Origin of the sequence: Natronomonas sp. EA1, from assembly GCF_051195035.1 — an archaeon.
Classification (GTDB): domain Archaea; phylum Halobacteriota; class Halobacteria; order Halobacteriales; family Haloarculaceae; genus JBNTJV01.
Map to the genome: position 1 here is coordinate 237,820 of NZ_JBNTJV010000004.1, position 18,040 is coordinate 255,859.

Genomic DNA, 18,040 nt, shown 5'->3' on the forward strand with positions numbered 1-18,040 from the left:
CGATGGGACGATGCGACAGACACTCATCGCCCTGCTGGTGGTGCTCGCCGCGGTCCCCGTCGGGACCGGTGCGGTGGCAGCAGCGCCCGCGACGCAGGAGAACTGTGGCTTTCCGTACTCCGCGACGGACGCCACGGGCACGGAGGTAACGCTCGAGGAAGAACCGCAGGACATCGTCGTGCTCGGACACAGCACGGCACAGGTGATGTGGGAGCTCGACGCGAAGGAGAAGGTCGTCGGGATGCCCGTCGACAGCTACTCCGCGTATCTGGAGGGCTCCTCAGAGAAGACGAACGTGTTCAACTCGGATTTCACGGTCAACCAGGAGCAGGTCGTCGCGCTGGAGCCTGACCTCGTCATCGCGCCGAACATCACGCCCGATTCGACGGTCGAGGACCTCCGGGCCAACGGTATCACGGTGTTCAAGATCAACTTCAGCGACTCGCTGTCGGCCATCTACGAGAAGACCACCCAGGTCGGTCGACTCACCGGCGAGTGTGCCGCCGCCGAGGAGACCAACGCGGAGATGCGCGAGCAGGTCGAGCTCATCCGGACGACGGTCGAGGGTGAGGATAGACCGCGCGTGCTCTACTACTTCTTCAACTACACGGCCGGCAAGGGGACGTTCATCAACGACGTCATCGAGACGGCCGGCGGTGAGAGCGTCGCGGCGAACGCCGGCATCTCGGGGTACAAGGTCATCAACGACGAGGTGGTCGCCGAGCGGAACCCGCAGTGGCTCGTGAAGCCCTCGGGCGCGACGTTCCCGGCCCGCGAGCCGTACACCTCGACGATCGCGATGCAGCAGAACCAGACCGTCACGGTGGACCGGAACCTCATCAGTCAGCCGGCCCCACGCGTGGTCCAGCCGATGACGAAGCTGGTGAAGGCGTTCCATCCGGAGGCGTACGCGGAGGCGAAAGCCGAGCTGGAGTCGACGCCGACGCCCACGCCGACCCCGGAACCGACCGACGAACCGACGCCGGAGCCCACGCCCACCGCGGGTGACGGTGCCGGCTTCGGCGTCCCCGCGGCCGTCGTGGCTGCCGGCGCGGCCCTGCTGGCTCGCCGCGCCCGCGCCTGACACTCCGTTCTGCCGCCCCGTTTCGGAAAGACGTTTACGCGCCCCGCGAGGAGAACGGGTATGGTCGAGAACGTCCTGTGGCCCGCACACTTCGACGCGGAGCTGTCGCGCTCGGAGGGCCGTCGCGTGCCGCTCGATCTGGCCGTCCCCGAGCCCACCGTCGACGAGATCGCGAAGGCGGTCCAGCAGGTGGGCTACGACGCCACCATCGAGCGTGAGATGACGTACCCCCGCGAGTACGAACCCCGCGGGCGGGTTCTCGTACAGAACGCCGACGACGCGACGAAATCCGACCTCCTCGGCGCCGTCGCCGCGTACATCAACGCCCTGCGCGCATGAACCGCGTCGGCGAGGTGGTCCGGACCGCCCAGGGGCTCGCGGTCGTGCGCGTCCCGGACGAGGCGTACCCCCACATCGGGAGCGAGGTGCTCGACGACTCGCTGTCCGCGGTGGGGCGGGTCGTCGACGTGTTCGGGCCGGTCGAGCGACCCTACGTCGCCGTCGCGCCGGACGACGGGGTGCTGCCGGCGACGCTCCTCGGGAAGAAGCTCTACGCTCGCTGAGCCGAGTAACAGAAGCATCAAACCCCGGCCGCTCCTTCTCCGGGTATGAAGCGTTCCTCCGTCGCCGTCGCCGCGCTCGTCGGCATCTTTCTCGTCGTCCAGCTCGGCGCGCTGGCGCTCGTCGAGCCGTTCAAGGCCGCGGGCTTCCAGACGGTCGAGGACCCCTCTGACCCCACGAACAGTCTCGTCTACATCCTCGCCATCCTCGTCGCCACGGCGCTCATGCTCGCGGCGTTCAAGTTCGGCGTCGACGGGCTCATCCGCGTGCTCGTGGTCGGGAGCGCCGCGTACATCTCGTTTTTCGTCTTCTCGGTCCTGCTCCCGTCCGTCTCGGTGTTCGGCCTCCACGCCCCTGCCGTCGCCGGCGCGCTGCTCATCGGCGTGGCCCTGTTCGTCTACCCCGAGTGGTACGTCATCGACGCCGCGGGCATCGTGATGGGTGCGGGTGCCGCGGGGCTGTTCGGCATCTCCTTCGGCCTGCTCCCCGCGCTCCTGCTTCTCACCGCGCTCGCGATATACGACGCCATCTCCGTCTACGGGACGAAACACATGCTCACGCTCGCGTCGGGCGTGATGGACCTCAAGATCCCCGTCATCCTCGTCATCCCGCTCTCGCTCTCCTACTCGTATCTCGACGCGGTCGCGGAGTCGACCGAGGACGACGACGCGGACTCCACGAACGACGTGGTCACGGGGGGTGACGGCGAGGTCGAAACTGAGGGCGAGGCGCCCGGTGCGGAATCCGGTGAGACCCCCGGTGAGGGACCCTCCATGGAGGACCGCGACGCCTTCTTCATCGGACTGGGTGACGCCATCATGCCGACCGTGCTCGTCGCCAGCGCGGGCTTCTTCGCCCCCGCGTCGGTGCCGAGTCTCGTGCCGGGGCTCGCGCTCACCCTCCCCGCGCTGACCGCGCTCATCGGCACCCTCGTCGGCCTCCTCGTCCTCATGCGGCTGGTGATGCAGGGCCGGGCGCACGCGGGACTCCCCCTCCTCAACGGCGGGGCCATCGCGGGCTATCTCCTCGGGGCCGTCATCGTCGGCATCCCGCTCGTCGAGGCCGTCGGCCTCGCGCCGTATCTGTAGGTGAAATCGATTTCAGTACGGGCGCTTACAGAACTGTATTTCAGCTGATACTTATTACCTCGGAGGTGGTAGCAGGAGGTGAGGAGAACCACCATGCAACTCCACCACCTCGCCCCCGTGCTTTTCGCCTGCTGGCTCGTCTACGGTGCGGTCGTCCAGCCCGTCATCGCCGGACTGCTGCTGGTCGCGCTCGTGCCCGCACTGCTCGTCGTCGCACCGCTCGTCGCGGTTCGCGTCGTGAGTGCGGAGCCCGTTCGCGTCCCCAGGCAGGTCTGCGTCGGTGGCGTCTGTGTCCGCGTTGAGCGCCGCGCGGCCGTGGAGTAGCCTCCTCAAATCCCGCAGACCCTGACATTCCATCCCCGGCTGGTCCCCGGGGGTCGGTTTCTCACTCGCCGGTGAGCGCCTCGCTCGCCGGAGCCAACGAGAGCTCCTGTCCGAGTCCCTCCTCGACCGCTTTCTCGTAGAGCATGTGCGCCGCGGCGACCGTCTCGATGCCCGTCCCGCCCGAGTCGAACAGCGTAATCTCCTGGCGGTCCTCACGGCCGGGGGCCTTCTCGGCGACGACCTCCCCCAGCTCGGCGTGGATGTGCTCGTCGTCGATCGCGCCCTCCTCGCGCGCCTGCAGGAACGCGCCCGCGTCCTGGAGTGCCCGCTCGCGGAGGTCGGGGACGTACTTCGCGCGCTCGATGGTCGTCGTGTCCACCTCGCGCTTGTCGGGACTGTACTGTCCCATCGCGGTGACGTGGGTGCCCGGCTCCAGCAGGTCGCCGTCGAAGACGGGCTCGGATGCGTTCGTCGCGGTGATGACGATGTCCGCACCCTCTACCGCGGCGTCGGCCGAGGAGACCGCCGCGACCGCGGCGTCGAGTTCGTCGTTCATCTCGGCCGCGAACGCCTCGCGGCTCTCCTTCGTCGGGGAGTAGACGGAGACGGTCGCCAGATCACGGACGGTCGCGGCCGCGCGCAGCTGCCCGCGGGCCTGCGCGCCCGAGCCGATGAGCGCGAGCGAGGTCGCGTCCGGCCGGGCGAGCACGTCGATCCCCACCGCGCCCGCCGCGCCGGTCTTGAACGGGTTGAGCGACGCCCCGTCGATGAGCGCCAGCGGGCGCCCCGATACGGAATCGAACAGCGGGAGCACGAAGTGGGCGTCCGCGTCGCCGAAGCCGGCGCTGTACATGTAGCCGCCCATCGCCCCCGTCTCGGGGAGGATGGCCATGTAGCCGGTGAACATCCCGGCGGGGTCGGCGTTCAACAGCTTCTGTCGAGGCTTCGCGGGCGCGCCCTCACCGCGTTCGCGGTAGCCCTCGAAGACGGCGTCGACGTACTCGCGGGGCGTCGCCAGCCCCGCGACGTCCTCACTCGTGAGAAACAGGAGGTCGGTCATGCGGCCACCCACTCACGGCAGTGGTATGAACGTAGTGGCTCAGTCGGCCCGCAGCTGCTCGGGGACACGAGCGGCGTGCGACGAGGCGGGCGCACGAGTGGCGGACGAAGCGCCGGAGACGGGGGTTCGGACGAACATCGCGTGGAGGATCAGAAACAGGGCGACTGCGGAGGCGAGGGGGACGGCTGTCGTCAGTCCCACGCCGAGGGCAGTGAGTACGGCCGTGATACCTCCGAGAGCGAGCGGGATAAGTCCGAGAACGATGTCGTAGTAACCCATCATAATATATTACAAAATATGGACGTAATTGCCATAAGTGTTTCCCATATCTGGTGGGTACTATCTGGGGAATCTACCCGTTACTCATCTATATATTTTATAGAGGTTACTCATAAGTTATGAGAATATCGAACAGCGTGCTACCGGAGGAGAGACGCTGAAGCGGCCGTTCTCCTGGTGTTTCTCGGTTCGGCTGGCAGCTCCCGACCTGTCTGTAGATTGCCTGCTTCCCGAATCGACGGATTCTACCTCGCCGGCCGGGAGGGGTCGTATGTGAACCGTAACGACCGGGCTATCACCGGGCTCGTCATGCTCGCCCACGGGATGGTCCACACGTACGAACTCTCCTTCCCCATCCTGCTCGGGGTCTGGCAGGCCCGCTTTACGGCGCTCTCGCTCCCGCTCGTCGGGACCGTCGCCGTCACGAGCTTCGTGATGGGTGTCGTGCTCACGATGGGGTACGCCCCCTTCGGACTGGGGGCGCTCCCCGGCGGCATCCTCACGGACGCCTACGGCTCGCGGTCGCTCATCGTCGCCTGCCTGCTCGGGATGGGTGGCTCCTTCGTCGCACTCGCGGTCGCCCCCTCGCTCCCCGTCATCGCGCTGTGTCTGTTCGGCTGGGGGGTCGCCGCCTCCGTCTACCACCCCGCCGGCCTCTCGCTCATCTCGAAGGGGGTCGAGGAACGCGGCTCCGCGTTCGCCTACCACGGCATCGCGGGGAACCTCGGTATCGCCCTCGGCCCGCTGCTCACCGCCCTGCTCCTGCTGTTCGTCGGTGAGGACTCCTGGCGGCTCGTCGTCGCCCTGCTCGGCGTGCCGGCCATCGTCGGCGCGGTCGCCGCGCTCCGGATCGACGTGGACGAGACCGCGGCCGTCACCGACGGCTCCGGCGAGGCGACGGGAGAGGTGACCTCCCTCGCGGCGTTCCTCGGTGACTCCCGGACCCTGCTGTTCTCGGCGTTCGCCGTCGTCTTCGGCGTCGTCATGCTCTCGGGGCTCTATTATCGAGGGTTTCTCACCTTCCTCCCCGACCTGCTCGCGCAGTTCCCCTCGCTCGCCCCCGTCGAAATCGCGGGCCGTGAACTCGCGCCCGGGCGCTACGTCTACGTCGGCCTCCTGATGGTCGGCGTGGGCGGCCAGTACGTGGGCGGGATGCTCACCGACCGCATCCCCGTGGAGCTGGGGCTCATCGGCGGCTACGGCGGCCTCGCGCTCCTCGCCGTGGTCTTCCTCCCCATCGCCACGCTCGGGCTCGTCCCCCTGCTGGCGATGGCCGCGCTCGTCGGCTTCTTCCTCTTCGTCGTCCAGCCGTTCTACCAGGCGACCGTCGCGGAGTACACGCCCCCCGAGGCCCGCGGACTCTCCTACGGCTACACCTACCTCGGCGTCTTCGGGGTGGGCGCGCTCGGCGGCACCGTCGCTGGCGGGGTGTTGACCTACGCGAACGAGACGGCGCTGTTCCTCGTGCTCGCGGCGTTCGGCTTCCTCGCCGCGGGGCTCGGGGCCGTCCTCTACCGGCGCGCGAGCAGCACGCGGTAGGGGACGAGCAGGACGAGCCCTACCAGAAGCGAGACGACGAGGAACGGGACGGCGAACTTCCCCGGGAACTGCGGCGTCGCCCGGAGGGTCTGGCCCACGAGGGCCGCACCGATCCACGTGAGCCCGATTCGAGCGGCTGCGGTCCGCGGGTCCGCGAGCGCGTCGGCCGCGTACGAACCCACCAGAATCGCGACGAGCAGCCAGCCGAGCAGGAACGGGGTGATGGTTCCGGGCACGCGCGCGATGGCCTCCATGCCGACGCCGTAGTGCTGGAACTCTCCCAGAAGAACGAACAGCCCGATGAGCAGCACGTCACCGACGGCGACGGGGATGGTCGTCCCGTCGAGTCCGGGATTCACGAGTCGCATACTCGAACTCCACTCCGAGCCCCCTTCGCCCTATCGAACCCCGACGACGGTGTAGGTGAACGCCCGGTCGGGACAGAAGGAGGTGAACCCTGCGCGGTCGAGCTTCCCCATGAGTTCGTCGGGGCTCCAGAAGCGCGAGTCGAACCCCACTGCGTGTTCGAGTGCGACGAGCAGCTGCCCTCTGCGGGGGGTGGGGTCGAACTCCCGAATCAGGAGGACGCCACCGGGCTTCAGGACTCGATGCGCCTCCGCGATGGCCGAAATCGGCTCGGCGAAGTGATGCAGCGCGTCGACGATGGTGACGGCATCCACCGACTCGCTTTTGAGCGGAAGCCGCGCGCCGTCACCCCGTATCCCCTCGATACCCTTCCGCGCGCCCTCGCGGAGCATCCCCCGCGCCGGGTCGACCACGACGGCGTCGTAGTGTCGCGCGGCCCGACCGGTCCCCCCGCCCACGTCGACCACGCGCTCGATATCCCGGTCGGCGAAGGCGAACCCGCGTTCGAAGACGGCGGGGTCCGCGGCGGGCATCGCGGCCTCGTACGCCCGGGCGAAGCGGTCGAACAGCGAGACATCGCGCATACCTCTCTCCCCACGTGCGAGCAGTAACGTGTTTCCCTTCTCCACGTGGAGACCACCCATGGAGTTCGCCCTCCTCGGCTGGCCCGCGGACTCGGTGACGCTCGAACTCGACTGGCAGCGCTTCGCCTACGCCGGGAAGTTCGTCATGTCCTCGACGGGGAAGGCCATCGCGCGCGAGGACGGCGACATCGTGGGGGCCGCGGCGTTCGACGCGGACCGCACCGACGAGGAGACGCTCTGGATTCGGTACGTCACCGTCGCGAACGACGAGAAAGGGCAGGGTATCGGCGCGCGGCTGTGCGCGTTCGTCCGTGACCGCGCACTCGAACGCGGATACGCGCGCGTCGCCATCGGCGTGAACAACCCCTTCTCCTACGAGGCGCTCTACAAGGCCGGGTTCGCCTTCACCGGGGAGGAGACGGGGATGGCGGAGCTGGTCCTCGAGCATCCGGGGGACCGGTCGCCCGAGCGCTATTTCGAAGGATTCGACCGCTTCCGGGACCGGGAGCTCTCCGAGGAGGAGCTGGCGTTTCTCGACGGGCGGGAGGGGGTTCCGGACGTCGTGGACTACCCGTAGACCCGCTCCGTCGCGGTCAGTTCACCGCCCGCGAACGTCGCGCGGTAGACGTCCGGCATGCCGAGTTCGTCGCGCCAGAAGTCGTAGTCGAAGGCGGGGTCGTAGTAGTTGAGGGTGAGCGTCAGCAGATTGCCGTGCGTGCCGACGGCGATGGTCTCGCCCTCGTGGCGGGCGAGGGCGCGCTCCAAGGCGTCGACGCCGCGGGCCTGCGCGTCGAGGTTGGACTCGCCGCCGGCCCACGCGAACTCCCAGTCCGACCAGACGCGCTCGACGGCGGAGTCGAACGTCTCGCCGAACGACTCGACCGGGTCGGGCGAGAGCAGGCGCTCGCGGAACCCCTCTTCGATGTGGAGGTCGGTGTCCGTTCGGTTCGTGAACGGTTCCAGCGTCTCGACGGCGCGGGCGTAGGGGCTGGAGATGGCGGCGTCGATGTCGTCGGGGAGGATGTCGGCGACGCGCTCCGCGTCGGCCTTCCCCTCCTCGGAGAGGCCGCGTTCGGCCTCCGCGTCGGGGACCCACGGCGAGTGTGCGTGACGGACGAAATAGACGGTCGTTTCGGTGGACATGGCTCCGGGTTCTCCGGTATCGGATAAGAAAATAGGGGGGTGAAGGCGGCTGTGAGCGACACACCCAGCGGGAGTTTCGAACCACGTCAGTCGCTGGCGTGGACGTCCAGGGTGAACCCCCACTCGTACTCGGATTCGGGTGACTCGTCCGACAGCGGGCGTATCACGCCACTCAACTCGAACCGGTAGCGACCACCGGGAATACAACCCGTCGTGTTGGCGTCGTCCGCGATGATGACCGTTCGGGTGACGGTCTCACCGGCATCGAGTTCGACCGGCGGGCGCATCCCGCCACTGTACCCCACCGGTCTGTCGGCTTTGCCGTCCGTGCCGATACAGTCGGGGGGCTGTGGCTCCGTCGTGCCGGTTTCGTCCCACAGCAGGATTCCGTCGCGGTTCACCGGGAACACGGGGTCCCCGACGACCGGACCGATTTCGCGCGGGTCGTCCGCCTCGTTTTCGAGTTCGACGGTCAGCCGAGCGGTGTCCTCGGCCGTCACCCACGGTCGTGTCACGGCGACTCGAATCGCGACCCCAGTCTCTGTGGTGGGTGAGGTCTCTTCTACTACCTGGACCCAGCGCCAGTAGCCTGCTGGGGTGTCTTCCGGTGGCGTCGTTTGCGGGGTCGTCCCCGTCGAAACACATCCAGCGGTCAGGAGGAGTACACTCGGTGCGGCACGAACGAGCGTTCGTCGACGTATCGGTCGCGGGGAGGGCATGACACCGGTACGCCCAGCTATCGAATAATGATTCGGTGCCCTCAGCGGGGTGAAACGGGGTGTCGGCTTACTCGACGTAGCGGTACTTCCGCTCGCCCATGCGGCCCCAGCCGTCGAAGGCGAACTCGTCTTCGGGGACGGTGAACTCCTCGACCTCGACGTCCTCGTCGTGGTTGTGGACCTGGTGGACCTTCTCGTACTCGGCGAAGGAGAGGTCGTAGCGCCGCTCGTTCTGCTCGTCGATGTTGAGCGCGGCGATCTCCTCCTGCCAGCCCTCCTGGACGGTCTCGTGGTGAATCTCGGCCTGCGCACCGGAGCCGTAGGAGCCGACGAGGAGCTTCGCGCCCTCGATGTCCATGTCGTCCTCCAGCGCGCGCTTGAGTGCGGCGGCACGCGCGATGTGGACGGAGCCGGTGTACCAGTTGCCCACCTCGCGGCTGATGTCGAGCGTGGGGTCGATGGTCCGGGCGTACCAGGCCCGGTACTGCTCGGTCCCCTTCAGCGCGTCCGTGTACTCACGGACGGCGTCGAGATACTCCTCCTCGGTCTCACACTCCTCCTCACGGGGCTGCATCCCGATCTCGTCGGCGAGCGCCTCCTCGATTTCGGTGTCGCGGATCATGTGACGGTAGCCGAGGAGCGCGGCCTTCCGGACCATGCCGGGGAACGGCGTGTGGAACGGCGCGAAGACGTACTCCTCGGGGTGGGTCTTCCCCGCGACGGACTCGTAGTCGGTGAGCGCCTCACGCATCCGGGCGAGATACACCTGCACAGACCGCTTGCCGTCGACGGAGGGGAACTGCTGGTTCGGCTTGAGGAAGTCCGTCTCGTCCATCGAGCCGTACCCCTGCTCGGGCGAGAGCTCGACGAGCGAGGGGTCCTCGTCGATGAGCATGGCGACGGCGCCGGCCCCCTGCGTGGCCTCGCCGGGGTCGCCGCGCTCGTAGAGCGCCGTGTCGGTGGCGATGACGAGCGCCGCGCGCCCGCGGTTCCGGCCCGCGCGGATCCAGTTGTACGCGTCGTCGATGCTCTGGGTGCCGGCGACACAGGCGAACTTCCGCTCCCCCTTGTTGGCGTGGCGGAAATCGCCCTCGAACACCTGTTCGAGACAGCCCGCGATGTAGGTGGAGACGGGCTTGGAGTTGTCGAACGCCGACTCCGTGGCCACGTCGATACGCCCGATGTCCTCGGGGGTGAGCCCCTTGCGCTCCATCAGGCGCTTGGCAGCGTTCGCGCCCATCGTCACGATGTCCTCGTAGGTGTCCGGGAACGAGGAGGCGTGGAGGCCGAGCCCCTTCGTGTACTTCGCGGGGTCGTCGCCCTTCTCCGGGGCGAACGTCCCCGGCAGGTCGAGTTTCAGTTTGCCTGTCCAGATCTCGATCGCGTCGATACCGACTCCGGTCATGGTGAGACGGTCGACGGCCTGATATAAGTGTTTGACGACGTGCAGTTCGACAACCGTCGAAGTCTCGGGGCTGGCGGTTCCCGGACTGCCGCGTCGCTACTTCGGCACTGCGTCGATGTAGAACTCCTTTCGGCTTCCATCGTCGAAGACGAGCGTGAGGATGATGTCCGCGCTCGGCTCATCTGCGGCGAAGCCGTTCACCTCGATTTTTGGGTTCTTGAACTCCTTGAGTTTGACCTCACCAGTCTCACCAGCACCGATAATCGCCTCGTTCTTGTCGAGGGTGTACTCGGTTCCATCCGTCAGGTACTTCGCGTTGTTGTCGTCTGAACCGTCCTGCTGTACCTTCTTGATCTCGAACTTCGGTTTGCTATCGATTCTGTCGATGCCGGAGAGGTCGTTCTTCGTCTCGACGCTGAACGCTGTCACCGTCACCTCCTTATCCGCGGTGATGTCGAATTTCAGCTCCTTCCCACCGGCATCGGTCGCGGTTCCGGATTTCGACACGGCATCGGCGCTCGCGGGCGTTGCGGTGGGTGTCGCGGTTGGTGTGGCGGTCGGCGTTGCCGTCGGCGTCGCGGTTGGTGTGGCGGTCGGCGTTGCCGTCGGCGTCGCGGTTGGTGTGGCGGTCGGGGTTGCTGTCGGTATCGCGGTCGGGGTTGCGGTCGGGGCTGCCGTCGCCGTCGCACCCACCGCGCCCGCCCGGGCGATGCGCTCGTCCGCGTAGAACGTCCGACCCGTCGGCTCGTGGACCACCTGCACCGCCACGAGCGTCCCGTACGCGGGTTCGGGCGACAGCGGAATCTCCGCCACGTCCCCCGGCCGGAACCGCGGCTCCCCGAACACCGACTCCAGCGGCACTCGCCGGGTCGTCCCGTCGTAGCGAATCACCGCCGAGAGGTCCGTCGCCGACACGGCGTCCCCGCCCTCGCTGGTAATCGTGACCTCGCTCGTCGTCACGGTCACCTCCACGCCGACGAACGGCTCGGTGTCCATATCGGTGATGAAAAGCGCCGGCGTCGCGACAGCGGTCACCGTCGCGACGACGAGCAACGCCATCAGGATGACCCCGATCTGTTCGGCCTGTCCGCGGCTGTTCACGATATCCCTCAGGGTGGGAGACGATAAGTAAGTAGTGTCGTCAGGTCTCTTGGAAGTAGTAGGTCACGTCACCGCGGCTGTCGAACTCCAAGGTGATACGGATGTCCCAGTTGTCGCTCTGGGAGACACGGGTAAGGCCGTTGAAGTTGTATTCGCTCCAAGACGGGGGCCCCCCTCCTGTGGTAGCGTCGCCGAAATCACCGACGAACACCGTTGCAGTCGAGCCACTTCCTGATGTCGAGAGGACGGCGTTCGTGTCGAGGGTTATCACCGTGTTCGTATCACGTGCCGCTGCGGGGCTCCCTCCAGTTTCATTGTTACCATCCGTTCGTCCACCGCGTACCGCGACTACTGCTGCATTCCTCTTCCACAGTTCTTCGACAGCACCGATACGTTCGTCCACCCGCACGGCTGTCACCGTCGCGGACGACCCACCGACGTTCTCGATGTCGAACTGGACGGCGCTGTCACTCGATGTCGTTTCCAGCCCGTCGTTGTACTGGATGCCGTTCTGCGATGGTGAATCTCCTCCAGTTCCGCCACTTCGCGCAGGCGGTGCGAGACTCTGAATCCCGGACGGCGGTGCCTCACCGAACCCGACCTCCGTACAGAACACGGTGTACTCGTCGGTGATTTCGAGGACGATGCGGTCGTTGTCCGGCTCGAACGAGTCCAGATTCACGTCCGGGCTGTCCAGCACTGGCTGCCACGGAGCTATGGTTTCTGCTTGGGTTGGCAGGACGACGTAGAAGTTCCCCGTGACGTTCTGTTCTTGGACCTCACCCTGAAACACGTCGAAGCTCGCCGTGCCACTGCGAGATTCCGAGACGTTCCCCCAGAGCGACACGAGGTTCAGGAGCTTTTCATCGTTGAACACGAGTCTGGGAGCGGTTTCGACGGTCTCCGTGGGCCCACCAGACTGCTGGAAGCGATTGAACAGTCCCGTGTTCTCGTAGATGGTCGTCGGTGCGTTGTCGTAGTAGTTGTAGGAGGGTTCATAGACGACGCTCTGTGTTAGGTCGCCGTTAGGGCACACGTCCACACGGTCCCCGGAGTTGAGGGCCGAGTCGGTGTACACTCCCAACTCCGCGAGTCCAGTCGTGCGAATCGTCCCGCTCGCTGGCCCGGCGTTCACCGCGAGCGAGCGCGAGGGATAGCTCGTCCCGAGTTGCACCTGTGCGACGCCGTCCACGCCGCCGTTCGCGGCGCGGACGATATCGTTCCGGAGGCTGGCCATGTCGCGTTCGACTGCTTGACTATGCTCGAACTCCACCTCGGCGTTCTCGTCGGGCACGACGGTCGCCTGATAGAGGGAAAAAGAGATGATGATGATCGCGAAGACGAGGATGAACCCGATCTGAACGGGCTGGGCGCGCTCGTCCGGAGACAACTGCATGGTCCCTTCTCCGGTGCGAAGCCTGAAAAAGCCCACCCCCAGCGGCTCAGTTCTCCTCGACGACTTCGGGGGTCGAGAGGGCGTCCTGCAGGGAGTCGAGGCCGTTGACCCACTCGGCGACGTAGCCGTACTCTAAGTCCTCGGCGATGGCGCTCATGTCGAGTTCCGCGCCGTCGATGATGAGGGTGCCCGCCTGCGCGCAGTGGCTGAAGGCGGTGTCGAGGTCCTCCTCGGCCTCGGCTTCGGCGGCGGCGTCGATGTGGGCCGTCACGTCGCCCTCGAGCGGGCCGTTGACGAAGTAGGTCTCCGTGGCGGCGATGACGCAGTGGAGCGACATCTGGACGCCGTCGACGAGGATGGCGGTGTCCTCGTCCTCGAAGCCGGCGTCGGCGAGCACGATGTCGGCGATGTCGCCGAGCTCGTCGAGCGCGCGCTCCTCGTCGATCTCGCCCTCGTCGAAGTCGGTGATGATCTTCGCGATGGCGATGGCCGCGTCGTCCTGCAGATTCAACAGGAGGCGGGCGGAGTCCTCGTTCTCGGGGTCGAGCTCCTCCTCGCGGAGGCGGTCGAGCCAGTTGTTCCAGCGTTCCTCGGTGTAATACTCCTCTGCAGGGTCGCTCATGTTCTCCGAGTACGGGGGCCGAAGGTTATGCCTTTTCCTTGGGGTGGCCCGTGTGTCGTGGTGGCGGACCCCGTGTGCGTTCGCCTACAGCGTTCCCTCGGTGTCGATGCCGTAGACCCGCGCGGGCGTGTCGACGTGGGCGTTCTGGACGGCGTCGTCGTATCCCTCTTCGAGCAGCCAGCGGACGCGCCGCGGGACGGTCTTCGGGCCCAGCACGGCCCCCGGTCGGTCGGGGTCGTCGATGAAGTCCGTCTCCATGAGGAAGGGGACGCCGCGCTCGTGGGCGCGGACGAGCTCCTCCTTCTCCGTGCAGATGACGCTCGGGACCGGCCCCTCGACGCCGCCCGTCGAGTAGTGTTTCACGACCTGCTCGCGGGGGAGCCCCTCGGTTTCGGCCCACTCGGCCACCTCCTCGAACTCCTCGCCGCCTTCGGTGTGGAGCTGGACGGCACAGCCGACCTCGGCCGCGCAGGCGAACGCGTGGCGCATCACCGCGTTGGAGGCGTCCCACACCGCCTCCGACACCTCGTAGTGCGGGCGTCCGGACTTGATGGCGAGCGCGGGGCCGTCGGCGACGTACTCCGCACAGACCTCGATCCCCTCCTTCATCAGCTCGCGTGCCTCCCCGGGAGCCATTCCGTCGTCGACGAGCCGCGAGATGAGCGCGGGGTGGACGCCCAGAACGGGCCACGCGCGCCCGGGGAGCATCGCGTTCGCTTCGAGCGTGATGTCGATGGTCAGCTCGAGGGGTTCGTGGAAGTCCTCCCGCGACTCGGGGAGGCCGGTGAGATGCCACGAGGGTTTGTTGAGGACGAGCAGGTGCGTGCCACCGACCTCCATGAACTCCTCGACGGCGTCGAGGCCGCGGCCGGTCACGGGGTCGAGATGCAGGTGGTTGTCGAGAACGGGGCCGTCGTAGTCCATATCCGAGATGAGAGCCAGGAGGAAAAAAGCCCTACCGGAGCTGGCTCACTCCTCGAGCGTGACCGAGCCGTGCGCGGCGTTCCGGAGGGCGTCTGAGCGCCCGTGCTCGCCGGGGGCGATGGCGACGGTTCGCGCGCCGCGCCGGTTCGCGGCCTCGATGACGGGCTTGAAATCCGTGTCGCGGGAGGCGATGACGAGCGTGTCGAGCTCCTCCTCCACGAGGGCGGCGGTGGCGTCGACGGCGAGTTTCACGTCCACGTCGCCGCTGGTGACGACGACCTCGTAGCCGCGGGCCTCCGCGGCCTGGATGAGTGCGGGGGTCGCGTGCTCGTCCACGTACAGGCGGGTGACCGCGAGCGGGCCCTCTTCGGCGGCGGCCTCGCGCACGTCGTCGAGGTCCACGTCGAACTCCGCGCGGAGGACGTTCGGCCCGTCGACGAACAGGCCGACCCGCGGGTCCCCATCGCTCCCGAACAGTTTCATGGTCCGACTCGCGTCCCGGTGAGCAAATGGCTGGCGATACTCGAATACGATGAGACAAAACTTATATTTACGTTGAAAGTGTTGCAATAAATTTATTACACAGCCTCCAGTCGTGGGAACTACGCTATGGGTGACAACAACTCACTTGCGCGTCGTTCGTTCCTGAAAGCCACCGGTGCGGCCGGACTCGTCGCCACCGTTGGGGCCGCTTCCGGTACGCCGGGGAAGAAGCGGGGTCACGACCGGCTGGAGGTCATCGTCGGGGTATCCGCCACGGCGGAGGACCACCGGGCCGCCGTCGCGACCCACCTCGCCGCGAACGAGGAAGTGGTCTCCGACAACGCCACGCTCGGCACCGTCGTCGTCGGCCTCCCCGAGGTCGCAGACGAGCGCGCGAAAGAACAGTTCATCTCTCGGATTCAGACGAAGGAGCACGTGAAGTACGCCGAGGAGAACGTACTTCTCGAGGCGCAGTACGTCCCCAACGACCCCCGCTACGGTGACCAGTACGCCGACCAGCAGGTCAACGCGCCGACGGCGTGGGACACCACGCTCGGCTCCTCGGCCGTCTCCATCGCCGTCGTCGACCAGGGGGTCAAGTACGACCACCCGGACCTCGACGGGAACATGGACGGCGCCGTCTCGAACTTCGGGCGGGACTTCGTCGACGACGATTCCGACCCGTATCCGGACGTGCTCGCCGACGAGTACCACGGGACGCACGTCGCCGGTATCGCCGCCGCCGAAACGGACAACAGCGAGGGCGTCTCGGGTATCGGCAACTCCTCGATGCTCTCGGGGCGCGCGCTCTCGGAGTCCGGGTCCGGCTCCACGAGCGACATCGCGGACGCCATCACCTGGGCCGCGGACCAGGGCGCGGACGTGATCAACCTCTCGCTGGGTGGTGGCGGCTACACCAACACGATGAAGAACGCCGTCTCGTACGCCAACTCGAACGGTTCGCTCGTCGTCGCCGCGGCCGGGAACGACGGCACCAACTCCGTCTCCTACCCCGCCGCCTACGCGGAGTGTCTCGCCGTCTCGGCGCTGGACCCCGACGAGACGCTGGCCTCCTACTCCAACTACGGGAGCGAGATCGAACTCGCCGCGCCCGGGACGAACGTCCTCTCGACGTGGACCGACGACGCGTACAACAAGATCTCGGGTACCTCGATGGCGACCCCCGCCGTCGCCGGGGTCGCGGGCCTCACGCTCGCGCAGTGGGACCTCACCAATACGGAACTCCGCGACCACCTGAAGGCCACGGCCGTCGACGTCGGCCTCTCCGCGGACGAGCAGGGGTCGGGCCGCGTCGACGCCGGGAACGCCGTCACCACGGACCCGGGCTCCACGGGTGGTGGCGGTGGTGGCGGCAGCGAATCGGCCACCGTGAGCGACTCGCTCGCGGGCTACTACGACTCCGACTGCTGGACGTACGCGTGGAGCTTCTCGAACCCCTCGAAGGTCGTCATCGACCTCGACGGTCCCTCGGACGCCGACTTCGACCTCTACGCGAACGACGGGACGGGCACCTGCCCGACCACCTCGAGTTTCGACTACCGCTCGTGGTCCACGGACTCCCAGGAGTCCATCCAGATCGACACCCCCGACGACTCGACGGACCTGCACGTGCTCGTCGACTCCTACTCCGGGAGTGGCAGCTACACGCTGACTATCACCGAGTACGAGTAAGCCCGCGGCCTCGCTGTCCGACCCGTTTTTTCGAGACAGAGATCAATAGCGTCGCCCGCAGGAGTGCCCCGTCGGAACCAAAGTAATTACGTCGGCCCGCGCGAGCACTCGGATATGGGCCTACGGAAGCCGCCGCTGTACGCGGTCCACGACGAACGCGGTGCGAAGTTCACCGGGTTCGGTGGCTGGGAGATGCCGGTGGAGTTCGACTCCATCCGGACCGAACACGCGGCCGTCCGCGAGTCGGCCGGGATCTTCGACGTCTCCCACATGGGCGAGGTGCGCGTCACCGGCCCCGACGCCGAGACCCTGATGAACCGGCTCACGACCAACGACGTGTCGACGCTCTCTCCTGGGCGGGCGCAGTACTCCGCCATCACGAACGAGGCCGGCGACATCATCGACGACACCGTCGTCTACCGGCTCGGCGACGACTACCTGTTCATCCCGAACGCGGGCCACGACGAAGAGACCGTCGACCGCTGGGAGTCCCACCGCGACGAGTGGGGGCTCGACGCCACGGTCGCAAACGAGACGGCCGACTGGGGGATGTTCGCCCTGCAGGGGCCCGACGCCGTCGGCCTCGCCGACGAGGCGGCCGACGCGGATATCGCGGGGCTCTCCCGGTTCTCGGCCGTCGAGACCACCGTCGCCGGGAGCGATGTCATCGTCGCCCGCACCGGCTACACCGGCGAGGACGGCGTCGAACTCCTCGTCCCCGTCGACGAGAGCGAGGCCGTCTGGGCCGCCTTCGACGTCCAGCCCTGCGGGCTCGGCGCGCGCGACACCCTCCGACTGGAGGCCGGCTTCCTCCTCTCGGGTGAGGACTTCGACATCGAGTCGAATCCCCGCAATCCGTACGAGGCCGGCATCTCGTTCGTCGTGAAACTCGACACCGAGTTCGTGGGTCGCGACGCCCTCGCGCGGGTGGCCGCGGACGGCCCCGACGAACAGCTCGTCGGCTTCCGGCTCACGGAGCGCGGCGTCCCGCGCCACGGTTACGACATCGAAAAGGACGGGACGGTCATCGGCCAGGTCACCTCCGGCACGATGAGTCCCACCCTCGGCGAGCCCATCGGCCTGGGCTACGTCCCCACCGCGTACGCCGACCCCGGTACGACCATCGAGGTGATGGTCCGCGGCCGCGGCAAGGCGGCTGAGATCACAGCCCTCCCCTTCCTCGAACAATGAACTTCGACGTACCTGACGACCTTCGATACCTGGAATCGCACGAATGGGCACGCGTTGCCGACGGCACCGCACGCATCGGTATCTCCGACTTCGCACAGGACGAACTCGGCGATATCGTGTTCGTCGAACTCCCCGCGGAGGGCGACGAGATCGTTCGAGAGGACGACTTCGGCGTCATCGAGTCCATCAAGGCCGTCTCGGATCTCTACGCTCCGGTGTCGGGGACCGTTACAGCCGTGAACGAGGCCGTCTTCGACGCCCCCGAACTGGTGAACGAGGACCCCTTCGGCGACGGATGGCTCATCGAGGTCGAGCTGTCGGATGAGGCCGAGCTTGACGAGCTGCTGACGGCGGAGGAGTACGCCGACCAGATCGCCTAGGATATTTTCGCTGTTTTCGTTCATCTCGCTGTGTCTGTCGTGGCGTAGCGGTTGTGCTCTCGAATGCGTCTGCTCGCTACCGCACTGCCGTGACCGCTG

Annotated in this window: 22 protein-coding genes; 10 read left to right on the top strand and 12 right to left on the bottom strand. The window is 67.1% G+C overall.

What is annotated here, in order from left to right; translation table 11 throughout:
* Positions 1–10: 10 nt before the first annotated feature.
* The 5 genes from ACQUQR_RS14710 (at position 11) to ACQUQR_RS14730 (ending at position 3,057) form a co-directional block, all read left to right on the top strand.
* Positions 11–1,084, top strand: a complete 1,074-nt coding sequence (locus ACQUQR_RS14710) for a PGF-CTERM-anchored ABC transporter substrate-binding protein (RefSeq protein WP_435197261.1) — start codon at positions 11–13, stop codon at positions 1,082–1,084.
* Between the two features lie 60 nt (positions 1,085–1,144).
* Positions 1,145–1,423, top strand: a complete 279-nt coding sequence (gene srp19 / locus ACQUQR_RS14715) for a signal recognition particle subunit SRP19 (RefSeq protein ID WP_435197262.1) — start codon at positions 1,145–1,147, stop codon at positions 1,421–1,423.
* The gene (locus ACQUQR_RS14720) at positions 1,420–1,647 is read left to right on the top strand and encodes an H/ACA ribonucleoprotein complex subunit GAR1 (protein WP_435197263.1); all 228 of its coding nucleotides are present in this window, start codon (positions 1,420–1,422) and stop codon (positions 1,645–1,647) included. Before srp19 ends, ACQUQR_RS14720 begins: the two co-directional genes overlap by 4 nt.
* Positions 1,648–1,692: 45 nt before the next feature.
* Positions 1,693–2,733, top strand: a complete 1,041-nt coding sequence (locus ACQUQR_RS14725) for a presenilin family intramembrane aspartyl protease PSH (protein WP_435197264.1) — start codon at positions 1,693–1,695, stop codon at positions 2,731–2,733.
* Between the two features lie 93 nt (positions 2,734–2,826).
* Positions 2,827–3,057 carry a hypothetical protein gene (locus tag ACQUQR_RS14730; RefSeq protein WP_435197265.1) on the top strand — a complete coding sequence of 77 codons (231 nt, stop codon included), beginning with the start codon at positions 2,827–2,829 and terminating at the stop codon, positions 3,055–3,057.
* A gap of 61 nt (positions 3,058–3,118) precedes the next feature.
* On the opposite strand, the gene ACQUQR_RS14735 is transcribed toward ACQUQR_RS14730, so the two are convergent.
* Positions 3,119–4,117 carry an ornithine cyclodeaminase family protein gene (locus ACQUQR_RS14735; protein WP_435197267.1) on the bottom strand — a complete coding sequence of 333 codons (999 nt, stop codon included), beginning with the start codon at positions 4,115–4,117 and terminating at the stop codon, positions 3,119–3,121.
* A 39-nt stretch (positions 4,118–4,156) separates the two neighbouring features.
* The gene (locus tag ACQUQR_RS14740) at positions 4,157–4,399 is read right to left on the bottom strand and encodes a hypothetical protein (protein WP_435197268.1); all 243 of its coding nucleotides are present in this window, start codon (positions 4,397–4,399) and stop codon (positions 4,157–4,159) included.
* A gap of 270 nt (positions 4,400–4,669) precedes the next feature.
* Here ACQUQR_RS14740 and ACQUQR_RS14745 point away from each other — a divergent pair, with 270 nt between their 5' ends.
* Positions 4,670–5,935, top strand: coding sequence for an MFS transporter (locus tag ACQUQR_RS14745; RefSeq protein ID WP_435197269.1), 1,266 nt, complete (start codon positions 4,670–4,672; stop codon positions 5,933–5,935).
* Here the strand turns inward: ACQUQR_RS14745 and ACQUQR_RS14750 are convergent.
* A complete protein-coding gene (locus tag ACQUQR_RS14750) occupies positions 5,908–6,303 on the bottom strand; it encodes a DUF3054 domain-containing protein (RefSeq protein WP_435197270.1) in 396 nt (131 codons plus the stop codon). The two genes, ACQUQR_RS14745 and ACQUQR_RS14750, sit on opposite strands and share 28 nt — an antisense overlap.
* Before the next feature lie 30 nt (positions 6,304–6,333).
* A complete protein-coding gene (locus tag ACQUQR_RS14755) occupies positions 6,334–6,885 on the bottom strand; it encodes a class I SAM-dependent methyltransferase (protein WP_435197272.1) in 552 nt (183 codons plus the stop codon).
* 58 nt (positions 6,886–6,943) lie between these two features.
* Here ACQUQR_RS14755 and ACQUQR_RS14760 point away from each other — a divergent pair, with 58 nt between their 5' ends.
* Positions 6,944–7,462 (top strand): GNAT family N-acetyltransferase, encoded by a 519-nt coding sequence (locus tag ACQUQR_RS14760; protein ID WP_435197273.1) that lies wholly within the window; start codon positions 6,944–6,946, stop codon positions 7,460–7,462.
* Here the strand turns inward: ACQUQR_RS14760 and ACQUQR_RS14765 are convergent.
* The 8 genes from ACQUQR_RS14765 to ACQUQR_RS14800 form a co-directional block, all read right to left on the bottom strand.
* Entirely contained in the window at positions 7,453–8,028 is a 576-nt protein-coding gene (locus tag ACQUQR_RS14765) for a histidine phosphatase family protein (RefSeq protein ID WP_435197274.1), read from the bottom strand. The genes ACQUQR_RS14760 and ACQUQR_RS14765 overlap by 10 nt on opposite strands.
* Before the next feature lie 86 nt (positions 8,029–8,114).
* Positions 8,115–8,543 (bottom strand): hypothetical protein, encoded by a 429-nt coding sequence (locus ACQUQR_RS14770; protein WP_435197275.1) that lies wholly within the window; start codon positions 8,541–8,543, stop codon positions 8,115–8,117.
* 271 nt (positions 8,544–8,814) lie between these two features.
* Complete coding sequence (hmgB, locus tag ACQUQR_RS14775; protein WP_435197276.1) at positions 8,815–10,152, bottom strand: hydroxymethylglutaryl-CoA synthase; 1,338 nt, start codon at positions 10,150–10,152, stop codon at positions 8,815–8,817.
* A gap of 96 nt (positions 10,153–10,248) precedes the next feature.
* The gene (locus tag ACQUQR_RS14780) at positions 10,249–11,253 is read right to left on the bottom strand and encodes a type IV pilin (protein ID WP_435197277.1); all 1,005 of its coding nucleotides are present in this window, start codon (positions 11,251–11,253) and stop codon (positions 10,249–10,251) included.
* 40 nt (positions 11,254–11,293) lie between these two features.
* Positions 11,294–12,649: a hypothetical protein gene (locus ACQUQR_RS14785; RefSeq protein WP_435197278.1), complete on the bottom strand. Its 1,356-nt coding sequence runs from the start codon at positions 12,647–12,649 to the stop codon at positions 11,294–11,296.
* Between the two features lie 46 nt (positions 12,650–12,695).
* A complete protein-coding gene (locus ACQUQR_RS14790) occupies positions 12,696–13,271 on the bottom strand; it encodes a DUF2150 family protein (RefSeq protein WP_435197279.1) in 576 nt (191 codons plus the stop codon).
* Between the two features lie 84 nt (positions 13,272–13,355).
* Positions 13,356–14,195 carry a TatD family hydrolase gene (locus ACQUQR_RS14795; RefSeq protein WP_435197280.1) on the bottom strand — a complete coding sequence of 280 codons (840 nt, stop codon included), beginning with the start codon at positions 14,193–14,195 and terminating at the stop codon, positions 13,356–13,358.
* A 45-nt stretch (positions 14,196–14,240) separates the two neighbouring features.
* Positions 14,241–14,678, bottom strand: a complete 438-nt coding sequence (locus tag ACQUQR_RS14800; RefSeq protein WP_435197281.1) for an NYN domain-containing protein — start codon at positions 14,676–14,678, stop codon at positions 14,241–14,243.
* Positions 14,679–14,804: 126 nt separating this feature from the next.
* On the opposite strand from ACQUQR_RS14800, the gene ACQUQR_RS14805 reads away from it, so the two are divergent.
* The 3 genes from ACQUQR_RS14805 to gcvH all read left to right on the top strand — a co-directional run bounded on the left by ACQUQR_RS14805 (position 14,805) and on the right by gcvH (position 17,941).
* Positions 14,805–16,370, top strand: coding sequence for a S8 family serine peptidase (locus ACQUQR_RS14805; RefSeq protein ID WP_435197282.1), 1,566 nt, complete (start codon positions 14,805–14,807; stop codon positions 16,368–16,370).
* A 114-nt stretch (positions 16,371–16,484) separates the two neighbouring features.
* Complete coding sequence (gcvT, locus tag ACQUQR_RS14810) at positions 16,485–17,561, top strand: glycine cleavage system aminomethyltransferase GcvT (RefSeq protein WP_435197283.1); 1,077 nt, start codon at positions 16,485–16,487, stop codon at positions 17,559–17,561.
* Complete coding sequence (gene gcvH, locus ACQUQR_RS14815; protein ID WP_435197284.1) at positions 17,558–17,941, top strand: glycine cleavage system protein GcvH; 384 nt, start codon at positions 17,558–17,560, stop codon at positions 17,939–17,941. The genes gcvT and gcvH overlap by 4 nt, the downstream gene beginning before the upstream one ends.
* Positions 17,942–18,040: the final 99 nt, after the last annotated feature.